This window comes from Streptomyces sp. NPDC030838, from assembly GCF_055572035.1.
Map to the genome: position 1 here is coordinate 372,950 of NZ_JBVIED010000007.1, position 18,178 is coordinate 391,127.

An 18,178-nucleotide genomic window follows, 5' to 3' on the forward strand; every position below is an offset into this window, starting at 1 on the left:
CGGGCTCAGCGGATCCGCGCCCACAGCACCGCCCCGTCCACCTTGTCCACCACCTCGTAGCGGGACGCCAGCAGCCGGTGCAGGGTCGGCAGGTGCTCGGGGGCGTAGGGCTTGCCGCGGGAGTCGTCGACGATCAGGGCCGGGGGGCGGGTGCTCAGTTCCCGGCGGAAGAGCGGCCAGGTGCCGGCGACGGCGTACCGCTCGCCGACCCCGGAACCGTCGCGGCCGCCGCTGTAGTTGGTGAGCAGCCCGGCGGTGAGGTAGCGGCTGGCGGGGGTGCGCCCGGCGAGCCAGTACGTCTCCGGGTGCATGCCCCAGATCAGGACGGGCTCGGCGGGGGCGGTGCGGCGGGCGGTGGCCTCGGCGAGGCGCTGGGCGTGGGCGAGTTCGGGGCGCGGGGCGGTCAGGCCCCAGGCGAGGAAGACGGCGCAGGCGCAGGCCGAGGTGAGCACCGCTCTCCGCACGCGCTCGGGGGGCGCCGCTCGCAGTGCCGCCGTCGCCAACAGGGCCAGCGGGGGCAGGAGTTGCAGGTAGTAGTGGCCGAAGAAGTGGAAGCCGGCCAGCACCGCGCCCGCCGACGCGGCCAGCCACAGCCACAGGTCGACGGGCCCGGTGCGCGGCGCCCGTACGACGGGGGCGAGCAGGCCCGCGCAGGCCGCCGCCAGGATCGCGGCGTTGCCCAGCCCCCGGGTGACGGCGTGCAGCTCCGAGCCGGTGAAGGTGGCGTACGCCGTGGATCCGGTGACCGTCCAGAACAGGAAACCGGCCGGATCGGTGAGCAGGGCCGCCGTGAGCACCGGCAGGGCCGCCCCGGCCGCGAGGCGCGGCAGCCCCGAGCGGGCGGCACCGGAGGTGACGCACAGCCAGGCCACCGGCAGCAGCACCGCCCCGCCGGTCTGCTTGGCGAGGAAGGCGCAGGCGACGGCCACGCCCGCCGCTCCCCAGCGGCGCCGGTCGGCGCACCACATCGCGGCGGCGGTGCCCGGCAGTATGAACACCTCGAACCCGGCGGCCTGCGCGTCCTCCGGGTTGAGCCCGACGGAGACCAGCAGATAGAGCACCCCGGCGGTGCGGCCCGCGCGGTCGCCCCAGCGGCGGCGGGCCAGGGAGGCCAGCAGGGCGGCGGTGAGCAGCTGGGCGAGGATCGCGAGCACCCGGACGGAGGTGAGCGAGCCCGAGCCGGCCAGTGCGAAGGCCGCCTCGTAGAGCCAGGGCACCAGCGGCGGCTTGCGGTCCACGACCGTCTCGTACAGCTGTCCGCCGTGCGCCAGTATCCGCGCCTGGACGGCGAGATAGCCCTCGTCGGGGTTCCACAACGGCCGGGCGAAGGACGGGACGCGGGTGAGGCAGGCGAGCACGGCCAGCGCCGGCAGCAGCCGTCGCCAGTAGCCGTGGCCCGCGCGCGGTCCGGTGACGGTATGTGTCGGGGCGGGGTGCTCGGCGCGCATGCGCCGTACGCTATCCGGCCCCGTACTTCCCGCCGAAGCAGGACATACGGGGCCGGATGTGCGGGTGGGTCGGTGACCCGCCGTAGGTGGTGTCCCGGCTACGGCTCCTCGTGGGGGTGGCCCTCGATGACGTCTGCGACGGTGGTCTCCTGGTGCCGGCCGAGACGGCTGTGCGAGCGGCCGTAGAGGAAGTACACGAAGAAGCCGGCCGCCATCCAGATGGCGAACCGCACCCAGGTCTCGGCGGGCAGGTTCAGCATCAGCCACAGCGAGGCGGCCACGGACAGGATCGGGATGACCGGCACCCACGGGGTGCGGAAGGCGCGGTGCAGGTCGGGCCGGGTGCGGCGGAGGATGATCACGCCGATCGCCACGACGACGAAGGCGAACAGGGTGCCGATGTTCACCAGCGCGGCGAGTTCGGTCAGCGGGGTGAAGCCGGCCAGGATCGCGATGACCACACCGAGCAGGATGGTCGGCCGGTGCGGGGTCTTGAACTTGGGGTGGACGCGGGAGAAGAACCGGGGCAGCAGTCCGTCACGGCTCATCGCGAAGAACACGCGGGTCTGGCCGAGCAGCAGGATCATGCAGACCGTGGTCAGGCCGACGGCAGCGCCGAAGCTGATGAAGCCCGCGTACCAGGGGTGCCCGGTGGCCTTGAAGGCGTCGGCGAGCGGGGCGTCCACGGACAGTTCGCTGTAGTGCTGCATACCGGTGACGACGATCGACACGGCCACGTACAGCGCGGTGCAGATGAAGAGGGAGCCGAGGATGCCGCGCGGCATGTCGCGCTGCGGGTTGCGGGTCTCCTCGGCGGCGGTGGCCACCACGTCGAAGCCGATGAAGGCGAAGAAGACGACGGAGGCGGCGGTGAAGATGCCCATCACACCGAAGTTGGAGGGCGCCCAGCCGAACATCAGCTGGATCAGCGGGGCATCGAGACTCTGACCGGCCTCCACGGGCCGCGCCTCGGGGATGAACGGGTCGTAATTGTCGCCGTTGATGAAGAAGGCGCCCGCGATGATCACGACGAGGACGACGGTCACCTTGATGGCGACGACGACCGAGGTGACCCGCGCGGACAGCTTCACACCGACCACCAGGATCGCGGTCAGCAGCAGCACCAGCACCGCGGCGAGGATGTCGAACCCGAAGCCCTCGGCCCCCTCGCGGCTGCCGAGCGCCGCGGGCATGTGCCAACCCGCGTTGTCCATCAGCGACTGGATGTAGCCCGACCAGCCGACGGCCACCACCGCCGTGCCGAGCGCGAACTCCAGGACCAGGTCCCAGCCGATGATCCAGGCGGGCAGTTCGCCGAGAGAGGCGTACGAGAACGTGTACGCGGACCCGGCGACCGGGACGGTGGAGGCGAACTCGGCGTAGCAGAGCGCGGCGAGTGCGCAGGCGACACCGGCCGCGACGAACGCCAGGGCCACCGCGGGGCCGGCGTTGTTCCTGGCGACCGAGCCGGTCAGCACGAAGATGCCGGTGCCGATGATGACACCGACGCCGAAGACCGTCAGGTCCACGGCCGAGAGGGATTTCTTGAGGGCGTGCTCCGGCTCCTCGGTATCGAGGATGGACTGTTCGACCTTCTTCGTCCGGAAGAGGGTGCTGCTCACGGGCGTACCTCCCACGCTTGTCGTCCTCGACATGATCGAGAGGGGGCGTAGTGCGTATGCCCCGACGCGGGCGGTTTCACGCGAATGGGCCGGTTTCACCACTCTTGACAGTGGTGAAACCGGCCCATCTGGCGGTACGGGGGTGTCAGTCCCGGGCGGCCTCGATCTCGTCGGCGGTGGCGCGGTCGTACCGGCCGTCGAGCTTGGAGACGAGCCCGGTGACCTGGCGGGCGATGTCCGGGGCGGTCAGGCCGATCTCCGCCATCACCTCGGCGCGCGAGGCGTGGTCGAGGAAGCGCGGCGGGATGCCGAAGTCGCGCAGCGGGACGTCGACGCCCGCGTCCCGCAGGGCCTGCGCGATCGCGGAGCCGACTCCGCCGACGCGGGAGTTGTCCTCGACGGTGACGACCACCCGGTGCCGCTCGGCGAGCGGGGCCAGGGCCTCGTCCACCGGCTTGACCCAGCGCGGGTCGACGACGGTGGTGGAGATGCCCTGCTGGTCGAGCAGGACGGCGATCTCCAGGCACATCGGCGCGAGCGCGCCCACGGAGACCAGCAGCACGTCCGGGCGGTCGGTGCCGGGCTCGCGCAGCACGTCCATGCCGCCCACGCGCCCGACGGCCGGTACGGCGGGGCCGACGGCGCCCTTGGAGAAGCGGACCACGGTCGGCGCGTCCGTCACCTCGACGGCCTCGCGCAGCTGGGCGCGGACCTGCTCGGCGTCACGCGGGGCGGCCAGCCGCAGCCCCGGCACGACCTGGAGGATCGACATGTCCCACATGCCGTTGTGGGAGGCGCCGTCGGTGCCGGTGATGCCGGCCCGGTCCAGCACGAACGTCACCCCGCACTTGTGCAGGGCCACGTCCATGAGCACCTGGTCGAAGGCGCGGTTGAGGAAGGTGGCGTAGACGGCGAAGACGGGGTGCAGGCCGCCCGTCGCCAGGCCCGCCGCGGACACGGCGCCGTGCTGCTCGGCGATGCCGACGTCGTAGACCCGCTCCGGGAAGCGCTTGGCGAACTTGTCCAGGCCGACCGGCTGGAGCATCGCGGCGGTGATGGCGACGATGTCCTCGCGCTCCTCGCCGAGCCTGACCATCTCGTCGGCGAAGACACCGGTCCAGTCGGCGCCGGAGGAGGCGATGGGCAGGCCCGTGTCGGGGTGGATCTTGCCGACGGCGTGGAAGCGGTCCGCCTCGTCCTGGAGGGCGGGCTGGTAGCCGCGGCCCTTCTCGGTGAGGCAGTGCACGATGACCGGCCCGCCGAAGCGCTTGGCGCGGGCCAGCGCGGACTCCAGGGCCTCGATGTCGTGGCCGTCGATCGGGCCGACGTACTTCAGGCCCAGGTCCTCGAACATGCCCTGCGGTGCGATGAAGTCCTTCAGGCCCTTCTTGGCGCCGTGCAGGGTCTCGTAGAGCGGCTTGCCGACGACCGGGGTGCGGTCGAGGATCTCCTTGGTGCGGGCCAGGAAGCGCTCATAGCCGTCGGTGGTGCGGAGCGTGGCGAGGTGGTTGGCGAGGCCGCCGATGGTCGGGGCGTAGGAGCGCTCGTTGTCGTTGACGACGATGACGAGCGGGCGGTCCTTGGCCTCGGCGATGTTGTTCAGCGCCTCCCAGGCCATACCGCCGGTCAGCGCGCCGTCACCGATGACGGCGACGACGTGGCTGTCGCGTTCGAGCAGCTGGTTGGCCTTGGCGAGGCCGTCGGCCCAGCCCAGGACCGTCGACGCGTGGGAGTTCTCGATGATGTCGTGCTCGGACTCGGCCTGCGAGGGGTAGCCGGACAGGCCGCCCTTCATCTTCAGCCGGGAGAAGTCCTGCCGGCCGGTGAGCAGCTTGTGCACATAGGACTGGTGGCCGGTGTCCCACAGCACCTTGTCCTTGGGGGAGTCGAAGACCCGGTGCAGGGCGATGGTGAGCTCCACCACGCCGAGGTTCGGGCCGAGGTGGCCGCCGGTCTTGGAGACCGCGTCGACGAGGAAGGTCCGGATCTCCTCTGCCAGCTGGTCCAGCTCCTCCAGGCTGAGCCGGTCCAGATCGCGCGGTCCCCTGATGCGGGTCAGCAGCGGCACCCGTGCCTCCTTGCAGTAGAGCTGTTTCGAGCTGTTGCCGGGCTTGTCGAGTCTAATGTTCCGCCCGACATGGCTGTGCCCGGCACCGCCATTGGCGCCGGGCACAGGTTCAACGGGGTGACGGCATCGCCCTACGCGCGACCGGCCGTCTTCTGGGTGCGGCGGGTGATCGAGTCGATGACCACCGTGGTCAACAGCACACCCGCGGTGATCATGTACTTCACCGGCTCGGCGATGGACTCCAGCTGGAGGCCGTACTGGATGGACACGATCACCAGGACACCGAGCAGGGCGTTCCAGGTGCGGCCCCGGCCGCCGAAGAGCGAGGTACCGCCGATCACGGCCGCGGCGATCGCGTTCATCAGCAGGTCACCGGTACCGGCGCTCTGGTTCGCCGAGGCGATCTTGGAGGCCAGGAAGAGACCGCCCATCGCCGCGAAGCCGCCGGAGATCGCGAAGACCGAGATCCGCATCGCGGTGACGTTGATACCGGCGCGCCGGGAGGCCTCGACGCTGCCGCCGAGCGCGAAGACCTTGCGGCCGTAGCTGGTGCGCCGCAGCACGAAGTCCGTGGCGACCAGGAACACGAGGAAGATCACCGTGGCCAGCGGCAGGCCCTTGTACTGGTTGTACATGAACGCCGCGGCGAAGGAGATCACCGCGAGCAGCGCGGTGCGCAGGATCGTCTCGTTCAGCGGCCGGGACGGGATGCCCGCGGCCTCGCGCCGCCGGTTGCCCAGGAACGAGGTGATGAAGAAGACCGCGGTCACCACGGCCGCCAGGCCGTACGCGGCGGCGATGTCCGTGAAGAAGTACGTGGTCAGCTGGCCGATGAAGCCGTCGCTGTCGAGGTTGATCGTGCCGTTCTCGCCCAGCGTCTGGAGCATGAAGCCCAGCCAGAAGAGCAGACCGGCCAGTGTGACCGCGAAGGCGGGGGCGCCGAGCACCGCGAAGAAGAAGCCGTGCGCCGCGCCGATGGCGGCACCCGCGGCGATCGCGAACAGCACCGCGATCCACTCCGGCCAGCCCTGGTTGACCGCGAGGACGGCCGCGATGGCGCTGGCCGCGCCGCTGACCGAGCCGACGGACAGGTCGATCTCGCCGAGCAGCAGCACGAAGACGATGCCGACGGAGATCATGCCGGTGCCGACCATCGTGACGGTGATGTCGCTGATGTTCTGCGCGGACAGGAACGCCGAGTTCAGGCTCTGGAAGACGACGCAGATGATGACCAGGCCGAGGATGACCGGGATCGAGCCCAGCTCACCGGCGCGCATCTTGCGCTTGAACTCGGTCCAGTAGCCGAGCAGGCCCTCCTCGCGGACGAGGAGTCGGGGGTCGACCGCGGTGACCGCGGCGGCGGCCGCCTCGGGGTTCTCCACGACGTGCTCTTCCTTCGAGACGGCCGTGGCGGAGGTCTTGTCGGTGCTCACTTGGAAACCTCCCCGGTCGTGCGCGCCGCACGGCGGGTCACGGCGTTGTCGGTGGCGCCGGTGATGGCGGAGATGATCTCCTCCTGCGAGGTCGACTTGACCTCGAAGACGCCGTTGTTGCGGCCGAGGCGCAGCACCGCCACCTTGTCGGCGACGGCCTTGACGTCGGCCATGTTGTGGCTGATCAGGATGACGGCGTGGCCGCGCTCCCGCAGCCGCTCGACCAGGTCGAGCACCTGGGCGGTCTGCTCCACGCCGAGGGCGGCGGTGGGCTCGTCGAGGATGACCAGCTGGGGCTCGCCGAGCATCGAGCGGGCGATGGCCACGGTCTGGCGCTGACCGCCGGAGAGCGAGGCGATCGGGATCCGCACGCTGGGGATGCGGATCGACAGGGTCTTCAGCAGCTCGCGGGAGCGGCGCTCCATCTCGACCTCGTCGAGGACGCCCCACTTCCTCAGCTCACGGCCGAGGAAGAGGTTGCCGACGACGTCGATGTTGTCGCACAGCGCGAGGTCCTGGTAGACCGTCGCGATGCCCAGGGCCTGGGCGTCGTGCGGCTTGTTGATCGTTACGGCCTTGCCTTCCCATTCGATGACGCCCTCATCGATGGGGTGCACGCCGGCGATCGTCTTGACCAGCGTGGACTTTCCGGCGCCGTTGTCGCCGACCAGGGCGACCACCTCACCGGCGTGGATCTCGAGCTCTACGTCGGTGAGCGCCTGGACGGCACCGAACCGCTTGGAGACCCCGCGCAACGCCAGCACGGGCGTAGCGGACACGTGAACCATCTCCTTCGCCGCCTGACCCGGCGGGAGGTTGTGCAGAAGTTTGGGGGGTGATCCGGGGGCCCGGCCCCGGACGGGTGTTCCGACCGGCGCCCCGCGCGAGCTTGCGGGGCTGTCATAAGGCGCGAGGGCGCCGGTGGAGCCTGAAGGGAGTGCGGCCGTCCCGTACGGGAGTGGCGGACGCCGACTCCCGTCGCGGTGCGGGGACTTGGGCCGTTTACTCGATGCCGAGCTTGTCGCAGGCCTTCTTGTACTTGGCCGTGCAGATCTCGTCGGCGGTGTAGACGCCGTCCTTGATGACGGTGTCGTTGATGTTCTCCTGAGTCAGCGAGGTGACGTCGACCAGGACGGACGGGACGTCCTTGGCGCTGTCGCTGGAGACCTTGTCCTTGGCGATGGAGTCCAGGCTCTCGCCCTTGGCCAGCGCGACGGCCATCTCGGCGGCGGCCTCGGCCTCCGGCGCGTACGGCTTGTAGACGCTCATGAACTGCTCACCGGCGACGATGCGCTGCACGGCGGCCAGCTCGGCGTCCTGGCCGGTGACCGGCACGTCGAGGCCGGCGGCCTTCAGGGCGGTGATGATGCCGCCCGCCATGCCGTCGTTGGCGGAGTAGACACCGACGATGTTCTTCTTGCCGAGCGCCGAGATCGCCGCCTCCATGTTGGCGTTGGCGTTGTCCGGCGACCACTCCTTGGTGTCGTACTCCTTGCCGACCTTCACCTTGCCGTCGAGGACGGAGTGCGCGCCCTCCTTGAACTGGGCGGCGTTCGGGTCGGTGACGGAGCCGTTCATCATGACGATCTGGCCGTCCTCGGCCTTGTCGCCCAGCGCCTCCAGCAGGGCCTCGCCCTGGGTCTTGCCGACCGCCACGTTGTCGAAGGACGTGTAGGCGCTGATCGGGCCCTCGGCGAGGCGGTCGTAGGCGACGACCTTGATGCCGGCGTCCACGGCCTTCTGGACGGAGTTCTTGATCGCCTTGGCGTCCACGGCGTCCAGGATCAGCACGTCCACCTTGTTGGTGATCATCGTGTCGACCTGCTGGGCCTGGAGGTTGGCGTCCTGCCGGGCGTTGTTGTACTCGACGGTCGCCTTGTTGTCCGTCAGCTCCTTGATCTTCTTCTCGATCAGGGGCCGGTCGAACTTCTCGTACCGCGCGGTCTTGTTCTCCGGCAGGAGCAGACCGATCTTGATGTCGTCGCCCTTGGCGGGGGCCGAGCCGGTGGAGTCCTTGTCGCCGCCGGCCTGCTCAGCGCTGCCGCAGGCGGCGAGAGACACGGCCATCGCACCCGCGGCGATGGCTACGGCGGCACGACGCATACGCGTGTTCACTTCAGAAACCTCCCTGACGAGGCCGCGTCGTTGCGGCCGAGGTGGCTGGAAGTCAACTCGGCCACACGTGCGACGTCAAGAAGTAAATCCTTAACGGGTTGGCAACGGTGCCATCCGTTCTCTAAGTGAAGGCAGGGGTGGCGGCCTGGAGGGAGCCGGACACGCTTCCATCCAAAAGGGTCGAGTCACCCATCTCGCTCAGGGCGAGGGCGAGCGCTCCGAGCACCTCCGCACGGCCCCCAAGTGCCCCGGGAAGAACGGAGAGTTGACGCGCCGCGCTGGGAATGGCGTAGCGGCCGACGGACTCCCTGATCGGCCCGAGCACCAGCTCTCCGGCCTCGGCGAGATCACCGCCCAGGACCACCCTGCTCGGGTTCAGAAGATTGCAGAGGTTGGCGACTCCACTGCCGATGTGGCGGCCGACGTCGGCGATCACCCGACGGCAGCCCGGGTCACCGTCCCGCGCCAGCCGGACGACACCCTCCATGGTCAGATCCGTGCCGTGGCTGGACTGGAGCAGCGGCAGCACATAGCGCGCGGCCGTGAAGGTCTCCAGGCAGCCCCGGTTTCCGCAGCGGCAGACGGGGCCGGATTCATCAAGTGTAATATGCCCGATTTCTCCTGCAGTGCCGCCCGGCCCCCGGTAGATCTTGCCGTCGATCACCAGGCCCGCGCCGACACCGCTGGAGACCTTGATGTACGCCAGGTCCCGCACGCCCTTGCCGCTGCCCCAGACCAGCTCGCCGAGGGCGCCCAGGTTGGCGTCGTTGTCCACGTACACGGGCACCCCGAGCCGCCCGCGCAGCTCCTCGGCGGGCTTGGCACCGGTCCAGCCGGGCAGGATCGCGGTCGAGCCGAGCTGGCCGGACTCCACGTCGATCGGGCCGGGCACGCCGAGACCCACCCCGGCGATCTTCGAGCGGTCCACGCCGGTCGCCGCGATCAGCCGGTTGACCAGCTCTTCCGCCCGGTCGAAGCCCTGCGCGGCGGAGGCGTCCACATCCAGCGGCTCGGACTCCTCGGCCAGCACCTGATGGGCCAGGTTGCCGACCGCGACCCGCAGATGGGTGTGTCCGAAATCGACGCCGATCACGATGCCGGCGTCCCCGCTCAGACTGACGCTGCGCGCCCGCCGGCCGCCCGCCGAGGTGGGCGTGACCTCGACGGTTCCGCCGTCCTTCAGCTCCCGGACGATGTTCGAGACGGTCGCCGCGGACAGGCCCGTGGTCCTCGCGATCTCCGCCTGGGTGAGGGATCCCGCCAGCCGCACGGCTCGTACGACCCGCTCCAGGTTGGCTCGGTGCAGCGACGACTGCGACCCCGGAGTCTCCACGACGACCTCCTGCGCGCGGGACCGCTTCGATGAGGCCCCGTCTATGTCCAACTAGTGAACTCTAAGCTGAGCCGTCCGGGGTACCTCCCGTCAAGAGGTTGAACAGTTTCCGGGGGCATGCACACACGTGTGCGCACCGCTCCCCCGCCGGGAACGGTGCGCACACGGTCGCGCGCGGAGCGCTACTTCAGCGTGGCCGAGGTGAGACCCGCCTGCACCTGGCGCTGGAAGGACAGATAGACCACCAGCATCGGGATCATCGCGATCGTCACGCCCGCGAACAGCACGGGAAGGTCGGAGGCGTACCCCTGCTGCTGCTGGAGCTGGATCAGCCCCTGGGTGAGGACGTACCGCTCCGGGTCGTCACCGCTCTGCGGCTGCATCAGCACGGTCGGCAGGATGAACTGGTTCCACTGGCCGAGCGTGTTGAAGATGCCCACGCTGATCAGGCCCGGCTTCGCCATCGGCAGCATCACCTGGAAGAAGGTCCGGGTGTGCGAGGCCCCGTCCAGGATCGCCGCCTCGAACACCGCCGTCGGCAGGGTCCGGAAGAAGGCGTGCATGAAGAAGACGGTGAACGGCATGGAGTAGGCGACGTACACCAGGATCAGGCCCTGATAGGTGTTGAGCATGTCCAGCCGTTTGACCATGAAGAACAGCGGGACCAGGGCCAGGAAGACCGGGAACATCGCGCCCGCGACGAAGAAGTAGTAGAGGAAGCGATTCCCCCAGAACCGATAGCGGGCCAGCACGTACGCGGCCATCGAGCCGAACAGCATCGTCAGCGGCACCGAGAAGGCCAGCACGACGACGGTGTTGAGGAAGTAGTCGCCGATGCCCTTCTCCCAGGCCCGGCTGAAGACGTCGAAGCTCCAGTTCTCCGGCCAGCCGAAGGCCGAGCCGGCGATCTGGGCGTCCGTCTTGAAGGAGCTGAGCACCAGCCACAACAGCGGCAGGACGATCATCAGGGCCCACAGGGCGAGGAAGCCGTGCGAGAAGGCGTTCAGGGTGACGCCCTCGCCGCGCCGCTCGCCGGCCCTCGGCGGGACCTTGTCCACGGTGCGCTCGGCCGGGGGCGGCGCGGTTTCCTTCAGGGGTGCGCTCATCGTCGTATCTCTCGTCTCTCCCGCTTCCCCGCTCAGAACTCGACGCGGTCGCGGCGGGTGGCGCGCAGCATGACCACGGACAGGATCAGGGTGAGGAGCAGCATCACCACGCCCATGGCGCAGGCGTAGCCGCTCTTGCCGTAGTAGAGGAAGTTGCGCATCATCACGGTCGCCATGACCTCGCTGTGGTGGTCCGGGCCGCCGCCGAACTCGCCCGAGGTCATGGTCGAGACGAGGATGAACATGTCCATCGCCGCGATGCCGAGATAGACCCACGCCGTCTGCACGGAGTCCCACAGCAGCGGCAGGGTGATGCGGAAGAAGGACTGGGCGCGGCCGGCGCCGTCGATGAGCGCGGCCTCGTAGATGTCCTTCGGGATGGACTGCATGGCGGCGGAGAACAGCACCAGGTAGAAGCCGACGCCGTGCCAGACGACGACCACGATCAGCGCCCAGAGCACGAAGTTCGGTTCGTTGAGCCACTCCACCGGCCGGCCGGCGTCGACCAGACCGAGCTTGACCAGGATGCCGTTGAGCATGCCGCCGCTGTCGCTGCGGTAGACCGCGCCGAACAGCACGGCGAGGATCGCCAGCGACAGCACCTGCGGGAAGAAGTAGACGACCTTGTAGAACCGGGACCCGGCGACTCCGGACACCCCGCCGGCCCGGCTCCGTCCGCCCGCGTTCAGCATGAAGGCGAAGAACAGCGCGAGCAGAATGGTGATCACCGGGATGAACACCAGGAACAGGATGTTGTGCCAGATGGCCCCCATGAAGATGTCGTCCTGGAACAACGCCTTGTAGTTGTCCAGTCCGACAAAGCTGAAGGTCTGTGACTGGCCCTTCCAGTCGGTCAGCGAATAGCCGAACGTCTGGATGTACGGCCAGATGACGAAGATCAGATAAAGCGCCACAGGAACGAGAAGAAACCCCGCGACGAACCGATACTGCCCCTTACGCATAAAAACCTGCCCCTGCTGTCCCTACCCAAGGGGCGCGGGACTGTGTCTATTAGCGGCTCCGCCGCGGGGCGCGACCAGCCACAACGGACCGGCAGACCGCAGACCACCGCACCCCAACGGCGCACCCGGAAAAACTACTCGCGACGGTTCTTCTTGGACGCCGGGTCCTTCGCCGCCTTGTCGACAGCAGCTTGCGCCCGCTTCAACCACTCCTTGGGCTGAATCCGCCGAGCCATCAGCTCATTGGACGCGTTCTGGATCGCCGTGTCCATCTCGCTGTACCACTCGGTGTACAGATACCGGAACGTGTTCTCCCCGGCCGCCTTCGACGCCTCGACCGTCGACTGCGTTCCCGGTCGCAACCGCACACTCGGGTCCACGCCGTCCTTCAGGATGGTCAGCGAGTTCGCCTCCTTGGCGAACAGCGTCGACCACTCCCGCGACAGCATCATCCGCATGAACTCCTTGGCCGCCGGCAGGTTCTTCGCCTTGGCCGGGATGATGAAGGGCTCGCCGGAGCCGGCCCGGATCGCCTCGAACGGCATCACGCTGCCGTCGAGCAGCGGCATCGGCAGGAACTTCATGTCGAAGTCCGCCGGGGTCTGCTTCAGCTGCTCGTTCTCCAGCCAGGAGCCGGAGGTGATGAAGGCGGCCTTGTACTGGTTCCAGCGGGTCTGCGACTCGGTGTGGGTCAGGCCGTTGGTGCCGGGCATCAGATAGCCCTTCTCGACGACCTCGTAGATCGCCTCGACGGCCGCCTGCGCCGCGTCGGAGCCGACGAACGCCTTGGGGTCGAGGTTGTCGATCGCCTTCATGGCGTCCAGGCCGCCCTTCTTGGCGATCAGGTCCATGATGGCGACGTTGATGTAGTACGGGTACTTGCCCTGGTGGGCGAGGCCGCCGATGCCCTGGGACTTGGCGTCCTTGCAGATGGCGAGGAAGTCGTCCCAGGTCTTGGGCTCCTCCCAGCCCTTGTCCTTGAACAGCTTGCCGGAGTACCAGAGCCCCCACACCGTGTAGATGTAGTTGAGGGCGACGACCTTGCCCTCCTGCAGGCCCGGGTCGAGGGTGCCGGGGATGACGGTGTCGCGGACCTTCTTCGACGGGTCGTCCACGCTGGGCGCGTCCAGGACCTCGGCGAGGTCGAGGAGCTGGCCGTTCCGGTACAGGACGTCGATCTTGATCTTCTGGGCGCCGGAGTTGTCCACGATGTCCGGCGGGTTGCCGGCGTTGAAGCGCGGCTGGAGCTTGCCGGTGATCTCCTGGGTGCCGGTGTGGGTGGAGGTCACCCCCCACTTCTTCTGGAAGGCGGTCTCCCAGGCCTTGGCGTAGTCGTCGCCGTAGCCGCCCTTGAAGATGACGACGTCGAGCTTGCTGCCCTTCTTCACGCCGAAGGGGTTGTCCTTGGAGGTCTCCCCCTGGGTGTCGTCGTTCGATTCCTCGCCACCGCCGCCGCTGGCGCAGGCGGACAGGAAGCCCATGGCGGGTACGGAGACCAGCCCGAGCGCGGCGGACCGCTTGATCAGGGCGCGCCGGCCGACGCCGTCGGCCCCCTGGTGCGCGGCCGTGTTCTCTGCGCCGTTCCCGGCGCCGCTCTCGGCGGAAGTGGATCCCATGCTCAAGTCCTCGCCTTCTTCCAGGACTCAGGCGGTGAACCGGATCCTCCCCGGCACCGCGGTGGGGTCAAGCAGGGTCGTACAAGGAGTCGTACAAGCATGTGCGGTTCGTGTGAATCGCCGACAGGTATAGTCCACTTCCCGCCAGCGGAGCAAGATCGAATGCAAGGTTCGCCGTTTGTCTTTTCCGAGTTGAGACCTCGCGGAAATATGGGGCACCGACGGGCGGCCCGCCGCAAAAACCCGGGTGACCGCGCTCGAATGGCGCAGCCAACACCCTTGACAGCCTTGACCACTTGAGCCACAACTGATCCTTGCGCCTCGAAGTTGACAACGTTGTCCGGCGGCGCAGGGAGGGTGCTGAGCCATGCGACACAGAAATCGGCACAGATGTCGGCCCGGATGGAGTACGGCGGTCGTCGCGGCGGCCGCCGTCGCTTTGACCGTCGGCTCGCCGGGCGCGGCGGTCGCCCTGCCGGCCGCGCCCGAGGCCGCCGGCCGGGAGTTCGCCTCCTCCTTCGAGGCGCGGGACCCCGCACCCGACTGGCTGAACACCGTCGACACCGCGCCGGACGGCACCCGGCGCACCTCGGGCGTCGACGGCGGCTACCGCAGCGGGATCCCGGGCAACGTCACCGAGCACGTCACCGACGTGCGGGCCAACGGGGAGAACAGCGGCGCCGGCGAGGTGAAGGAGAACCTCGTCGACGGGGAGCCGGGCACCAAGTGGCTGGTCTTCGAGCCCACCGGCTGGGTCGAGTTCGACCTGGACAAACCGGTCAAGCTGGTGACGTACGCGCTCACCTCCGCCAACGACTTCGCCACCCGCGACCCGGCCGACTGGACCCTCCAGGGCTCCACGGACGGCAAGGACTGGAAGACCCTGGACACCCGCACCGGCGAGTCCTTCGCCGAACGCTTCCAGACGAAGTCGTACGACCTGGCCGAACCCGCCGAGTTCCGGCACTTCCGGCTGGACATCACCAGGAACCACGGCGCCGGTCTGCTCCAGCTCGCCGATGTGCAGTTCTCCACCGGCGGCAACGCCGGGCCGGTCCCCGAGGACATGCTCTCCCTGGTCGACCGCGGCCCCAGCGGCTCGCCCACCGCGAAGGCGCGCGCCGGGTTCACCGGCACACGCGCCCTGCGCTACGCCGGCCGGCACACCGCGGACGGGCGTGGGTACGCGTACAACAGGGTCTTCGACGTCGACGTGGCCGTCACCCGCGACACCCGGCTGTCCTACCGGGTCTTCCCGTCGATGGCCGACGGCGACCTCGACTACGCGGCCACGCACGTCTCCGTGGACCTGGCCTTCACGGACGGCACCTACCTCAGCGACCTGGGCGCCACCGACCAGCACGGCTTCCGGCTCTCCCCGCAGGGCCAGGGCGCGGCCAAGGTGCTCTACGTCAACCAGTGGAACAACGTGGTGGCGCGGATCGGCTCGGTGGCGGCCGGGAAGACCGTCGACCGGATCCTGGTGGCGTACGACGCGCCGAAGGGCCCGGCGCGGTTCCGCGGGTGGGTGGACGACGTGGCGCTGGACGTGGCACCCCCGGAGCCGCGCCGGGCGCACCTGTCCGACTACGCGGTGACCACGCGCGGCACCCACTCCAGCGGCGGCTTCTCGCGCGGCAACACGTTCCCGGCGACCGCCGTGCCGCATGGCTTCAACTTCTGGACGCCGGTCACCAACGCGGGGTCGCTGAGCTGGCTGTACGACTACGCGCGGGCCAACAACGCGGACAACCTGCCCACCCTCCAGGCGTTCAGCGCCAGTCACGAGCCGAGCCCGTGGATGGGCGACCGGCAGACCTTCCAGGTGATGCCGTCCGCGGCCGCGGGCACCCCCGACACCGGCCGCTCCGCCCGCGCGCTGCCCTTCCGCCACGAGAACGAGACGGCCCGGCCGCACTACTACGGGGTCCGCTTCGAGAACGGGCTCAAGGCCGAGATGACGCCGACGGATCACGCGGCGGTGCTGCGCTTCACCTATCCCGGCGACGACGCGAGCGTGGTCTTCGACAACGTGACCGACCAGGCGGGCCTGACCCTCGACCCCGCCACCGGCACGGTCAGCGGCTACTCGGACGTGAAGTCCGGTCTGTCGACCGGCGCGACCCGCCTCTTCGTCCACGGCGTCTTCGACAAGCCGGTGACGGACAGCGCGTCGAGCGGCGTCAAGGGCTATCTGCGCTTCGACGCGGGCGCCGACCGCACCGTGACCCTGCGCCTGGCCACCTCCCTGATCAGCGTCGACCAGGCGAAGGACAACCTGCGCCAGGAGATCCCGGACGGCACGTCCTTCGAGGAGGTCAGGGCACGCGCCCAGCGCCAGTGGGACCGGCTGCTCGGGAAGGTGGAGGTGGAGGGCGCGACGCCGGACCAGCTGACCACGCTGTACTCCAGCCTCTACCGGCTGTACCTGTACCCCAATTCGGGCCATGAGAAGGTCGGTTCGACGTACAAGTACGCCTCGCCCTTCTCCCCCATGCCGGGCCCGGACACCCCCACGCACACCGGAGCGAAGATCGTCGAGGGCAAGGTGTACGTCAACAACGGCTTCTGGGACACCTACCGGACGACCTGGCCCGCGTACTCCCTGCTGACCCCGTCCCGGGCGGGCGAGCTGGTCGACGGGTTCGTGCAGCACTTCAAGGACGGCGGCTGGACCTCCCGCTGGTCCTCCCCCGGCTACGCCGACCTGATGACCGGCACCTCTTCGGACGTGGCCTTCGCGGACGCGTACGTCAAGGGCGTGGACTTCGACGCGGAGGCGGCGTACGAGGCGGCCCTGAAGAACGCGACCGTGGTGCCGCCGTCCTCCGGCGTCGGCCGCAAGGGCATGGCCACCTCGCCCTTCCTCGGCTACACCGCGACCGACACCCACGAGGGCCTGTCCTGGGCACTGGAGGGCTACCTCAACGACTACGGCATCGCGCGGATGGGCCGCGCGCTGTACCGCGAGACGGGCGAGCGGCGCTACAAGGAGGAGTCGGAGTACTTCCTCGACCGGACCCGCGACTACGTCAACCTGTTCGACACGAAGGCCGGTTTCTTCCAGGGCCGTGACGCGCGGGGCGACTGGCGGGTGCCGTCGGAGCAGTACGACCCACGGGTGTGGGGGTACGACTACACCGAGACCAACGGCTGGGGCTACGCCTTCACCGCCCCGCAGGACAGCCGGGGCCTGGCCAACCTGTACGGCGGCAGACAGGGCCTCGCCGAGAAGCTGGACGAGTACTTCGCCACGCCGGAGACCGCGTCGCCCGAGTTCGTGGGCTCGTACGGCGGGGTCATCCACGAGATGACGGAGGCCCGGGACGTCCGGATGGGCATGTACGGCCACTCCAACCAGGTGGCCCACCACGCGATCTACATGTACGACGCGGCGGGGCAGCCCTGGAAGGCGCAGGAGAAGGTCCGCGAGGTGCTGTCGCGGCTGTACGTCGGCAGTGAGATCGGCCAGGGCTACCACGGCGACGAGGACAACGGCGAGCAGTCGGCCTGGTATCTCTTCTCCGCCCTCGGCTTCTATCCGCTGGTCATGGGCAGCGGCGAGTACGCCATCGGCTCACCGCTGTTCACCAAGGCCACGGTCCATCTGGAGAACGGCGAGGACCTGGTGGTGAAGGCCCCGGAGAACAGCGCGCGGAACGTCTACGTCCAGGGCGTGAAGGTCAACGGCCACCGCTGGCACTCGACGTCGCTCCCCCACCGGATCGTCGCCGGGGGCGGCGTCCTGGAGTTCGACATGGGCCCGAGGCCGTCGAGCTGGGGCACCGGCAAGCACGCGGGGCCGGTGTCGATCACCCGGGGCGACGAGGTGCCGGCTCCGCGCGCGGACGTCCTGAAGAGAGAGGGTGCGCTCTTCGACGACACCTCGGCGACGGAGGCGGCCGTGACGACGGTGGACCTGCCGGTCGACGGCCGGGCCAGGGCCGTGCAGTACACCCTGACCTCCCCGGCGGACCACACCAGGGCCCCCACCGGCTGGACCCTCCAGGGCTCGGCCGACGGCACCACCTGGCGGACCCTGGACGAACGCTCCGGCGAGTCCTTCCGCTGGGACCGCCAGACCCGGGCCTTCTCGGTGGCCTCGCCGGGCGCGTACGCGCACTACCGGCTGGTCTTCGCCGGTGAACCGACGCTGGCGGAGGTGGAGTTGCTCGCCTGACGGTTCATCAGGCGTTGGGGGCGAGGTTCGTTCCCGCGCCCCGGCGGCGCACCGCGACCAGGTCGGTACGGGGTGCGCCGCCCGCCGGATCCGCCGGGGAGCCGTCGTCGGCCGTCGTCCGGTGTTCGGGCAGCGTGACCTCGCCGGTGCCCTCGACCTCGAAGCCGGCGTCGGCGATCATCTCCAGATCGGCCTTGCCTGCCTGGCCCTCGCTGGTGAGGTAGTCGCCGAGGAAGATCGAGTTGGCCAGGTGCAGGGCGAGCGGCTGCATGGAGCGCAGGTGCACCTCGCGGCC

The 18,178-nt window shown here is 69.4% G+C and carries 11 protein-coding genes and 1 pseudogene; 1 reads left to right on the forward strand and 11 read right to left on the reverse strand.

What is annotated here, in order from left to right; genetic code table 11:
• Positions 1-5 precede the first annotated feature (5 nt).
• The 10 genes from ACZ42A_RS21115 to ngcE form a co-directional block, all read right to left on the reverse strand.
• Positions 6-1,448: a glycosyltransferase family 39 protein gene (locus ACZ42A_RS21115; RefSeq protein ID WP_468528763.1), complete on the reverse strand. Its 1,443-nt coding sequence runs from the start codon at positions 1,446-1,448 to the stop codon at positions 6-8.
• 98 nt (positions 1,449-1,546) lie between these two features.
• Entirely contained in the window at positions 1,547-3,070 is a 1,524-nt protein-coding gene (locus ACZ42A_RS21120; protein WP_468528764.1) for an amino acid permease, read from the reverse strand.
• A gap of 145 nt (positions 3,071-3,215) precedes the next feature.
• Positions 3,216-5,138 carry a 1-deoxy-D-xylulose-5-phosphate synthase gene (dxs, locus tag ACZ42A_RS21125; RefSeq protein WP_468528788.1) on the reverse strand — a complete coding sequence of 641 codons (1,923 nt, stop codon included), beginning with the start codon at positions 5,136-5,138 and terminating at the stop codon, positions 3,216-3,218.
• Positions 5,139-5,269: 131 nt separating this feature from the next.
• On the reverse strand, positions 5,270-6,571 hold the full coding sequence (locus tag ACZ42A_RS21130) for a sugar ABC transporter permease (protein WP_468528765.1): 1,302 nt from the start codon (positions 6,569-6,571) through the stop codon (positions 5,270-5,272).
• Positions 6,568-7,359: an ATP-binding cassette domain-containing protein gene (locus ACZ42A_RS21135; protein ID WP_468528766.1), complete on the reverse strand. Its 792-nt coding sequence runs from the start codon at positions 7,357-7,359 to the stop codon at positions 6,568-6,570. The genes ACZ42A_RS21130 and ACZ42A_RS21135 overlap by 4 nt, the downstream gene beginning before the upstream one ends.
• A gap of 214 nt (positions 7,360-7,573) precedes the next feature.
• A complete protein-coding gene (locus tag ACZ42A_RS21140) occupies positions 7,574-8,674 on the reverse strand; it encodes a sugar ABC transporter substrate-binding protein (protein WP_468528789.1) in 1,101 nt (366 codons plus the stop codon).
• Between the two features lie 133 nt (positions 8,675-8,807).
• Positions 8,808-10,019 carry an ROK family transcriptional regulator gene (locus ACZ42A_RS21145; RefSeq protein WP_468528767.1) on the reverse strand — a complete coding sequence of 404 codons (1,212 nt, stop codon included), beginning with the start codon at positions 10,017-10,019 and terminating at the stop codon, positions 8,808-8,810.
• 182 nt (positions 10,020-10,201) lie between these two features.
• Positions 10,202-11,125 carry a carbohydrate ABC transporter permease gene (locus ACZ42A_RS21150; RefSeq protein ID WP_468528768.1) on the reverse strand — a complete coding sequence of 308 codons (924 nt, stop codon included), beginning with the start codon at positions 11,123-11,125 and terminating at the stop codon, positions 10,202-10,204.
• Positions 11,126-11,157: 32 nt separating this feature from the next.
• Entirely contained in the window at positions 11,158-12,087 is a 930-nt protein-coding gene (locus ACZ42A_RS21155; RefSeq protein ID WP_468528769.1) for a carbohydrate ABC transporter permease, read from the reverse strand.
• A 134-nt stretch (positions 12,088-12,221) separates the two neighbouring features.
• Positions 12,222-13,703, reverse strand: a complete 1,482-nt coding sequence (gene ngcE, locus ACZ42A_RS21160; RefSeq protein ID WP_468528770.1) for an N-acetylglucosamine/diacetylchitobiose ABC transporter substrate-binding protein — start codon at positions 13,701-13,703, stop codon at positions 12,222-12,224.
• Between the two features lie 367 nt (positions 13,704-14,070).
• Between ngcE and ACZ42A_RS21165 the strand changes: the two genes are divergently transcribed.
• Positions 14,071-17,883: a GH92 family glycosyl hydrolase gene (locus ACZ42A_RS21165; RefSeq protein WP_468528771.1), complete on the forward strand. Its 3,813-nt coding sequence runs from the start codon at positions 14,071-14,073 to the stop codon at positions 17,881-17,883.
• Positions 17,884-17,890: 7 nt separating this feature from the next.
• Here the strand turns inward: ACZ42A_RS21165 and ACZ42A_RS21170 are convergent.
• Positions 17,891-18,178 (reverse strand): annotated as a pseudogene (locus tag ACZ42A_RS21170) (biotin synthase BioB); the annotation flags it as partial.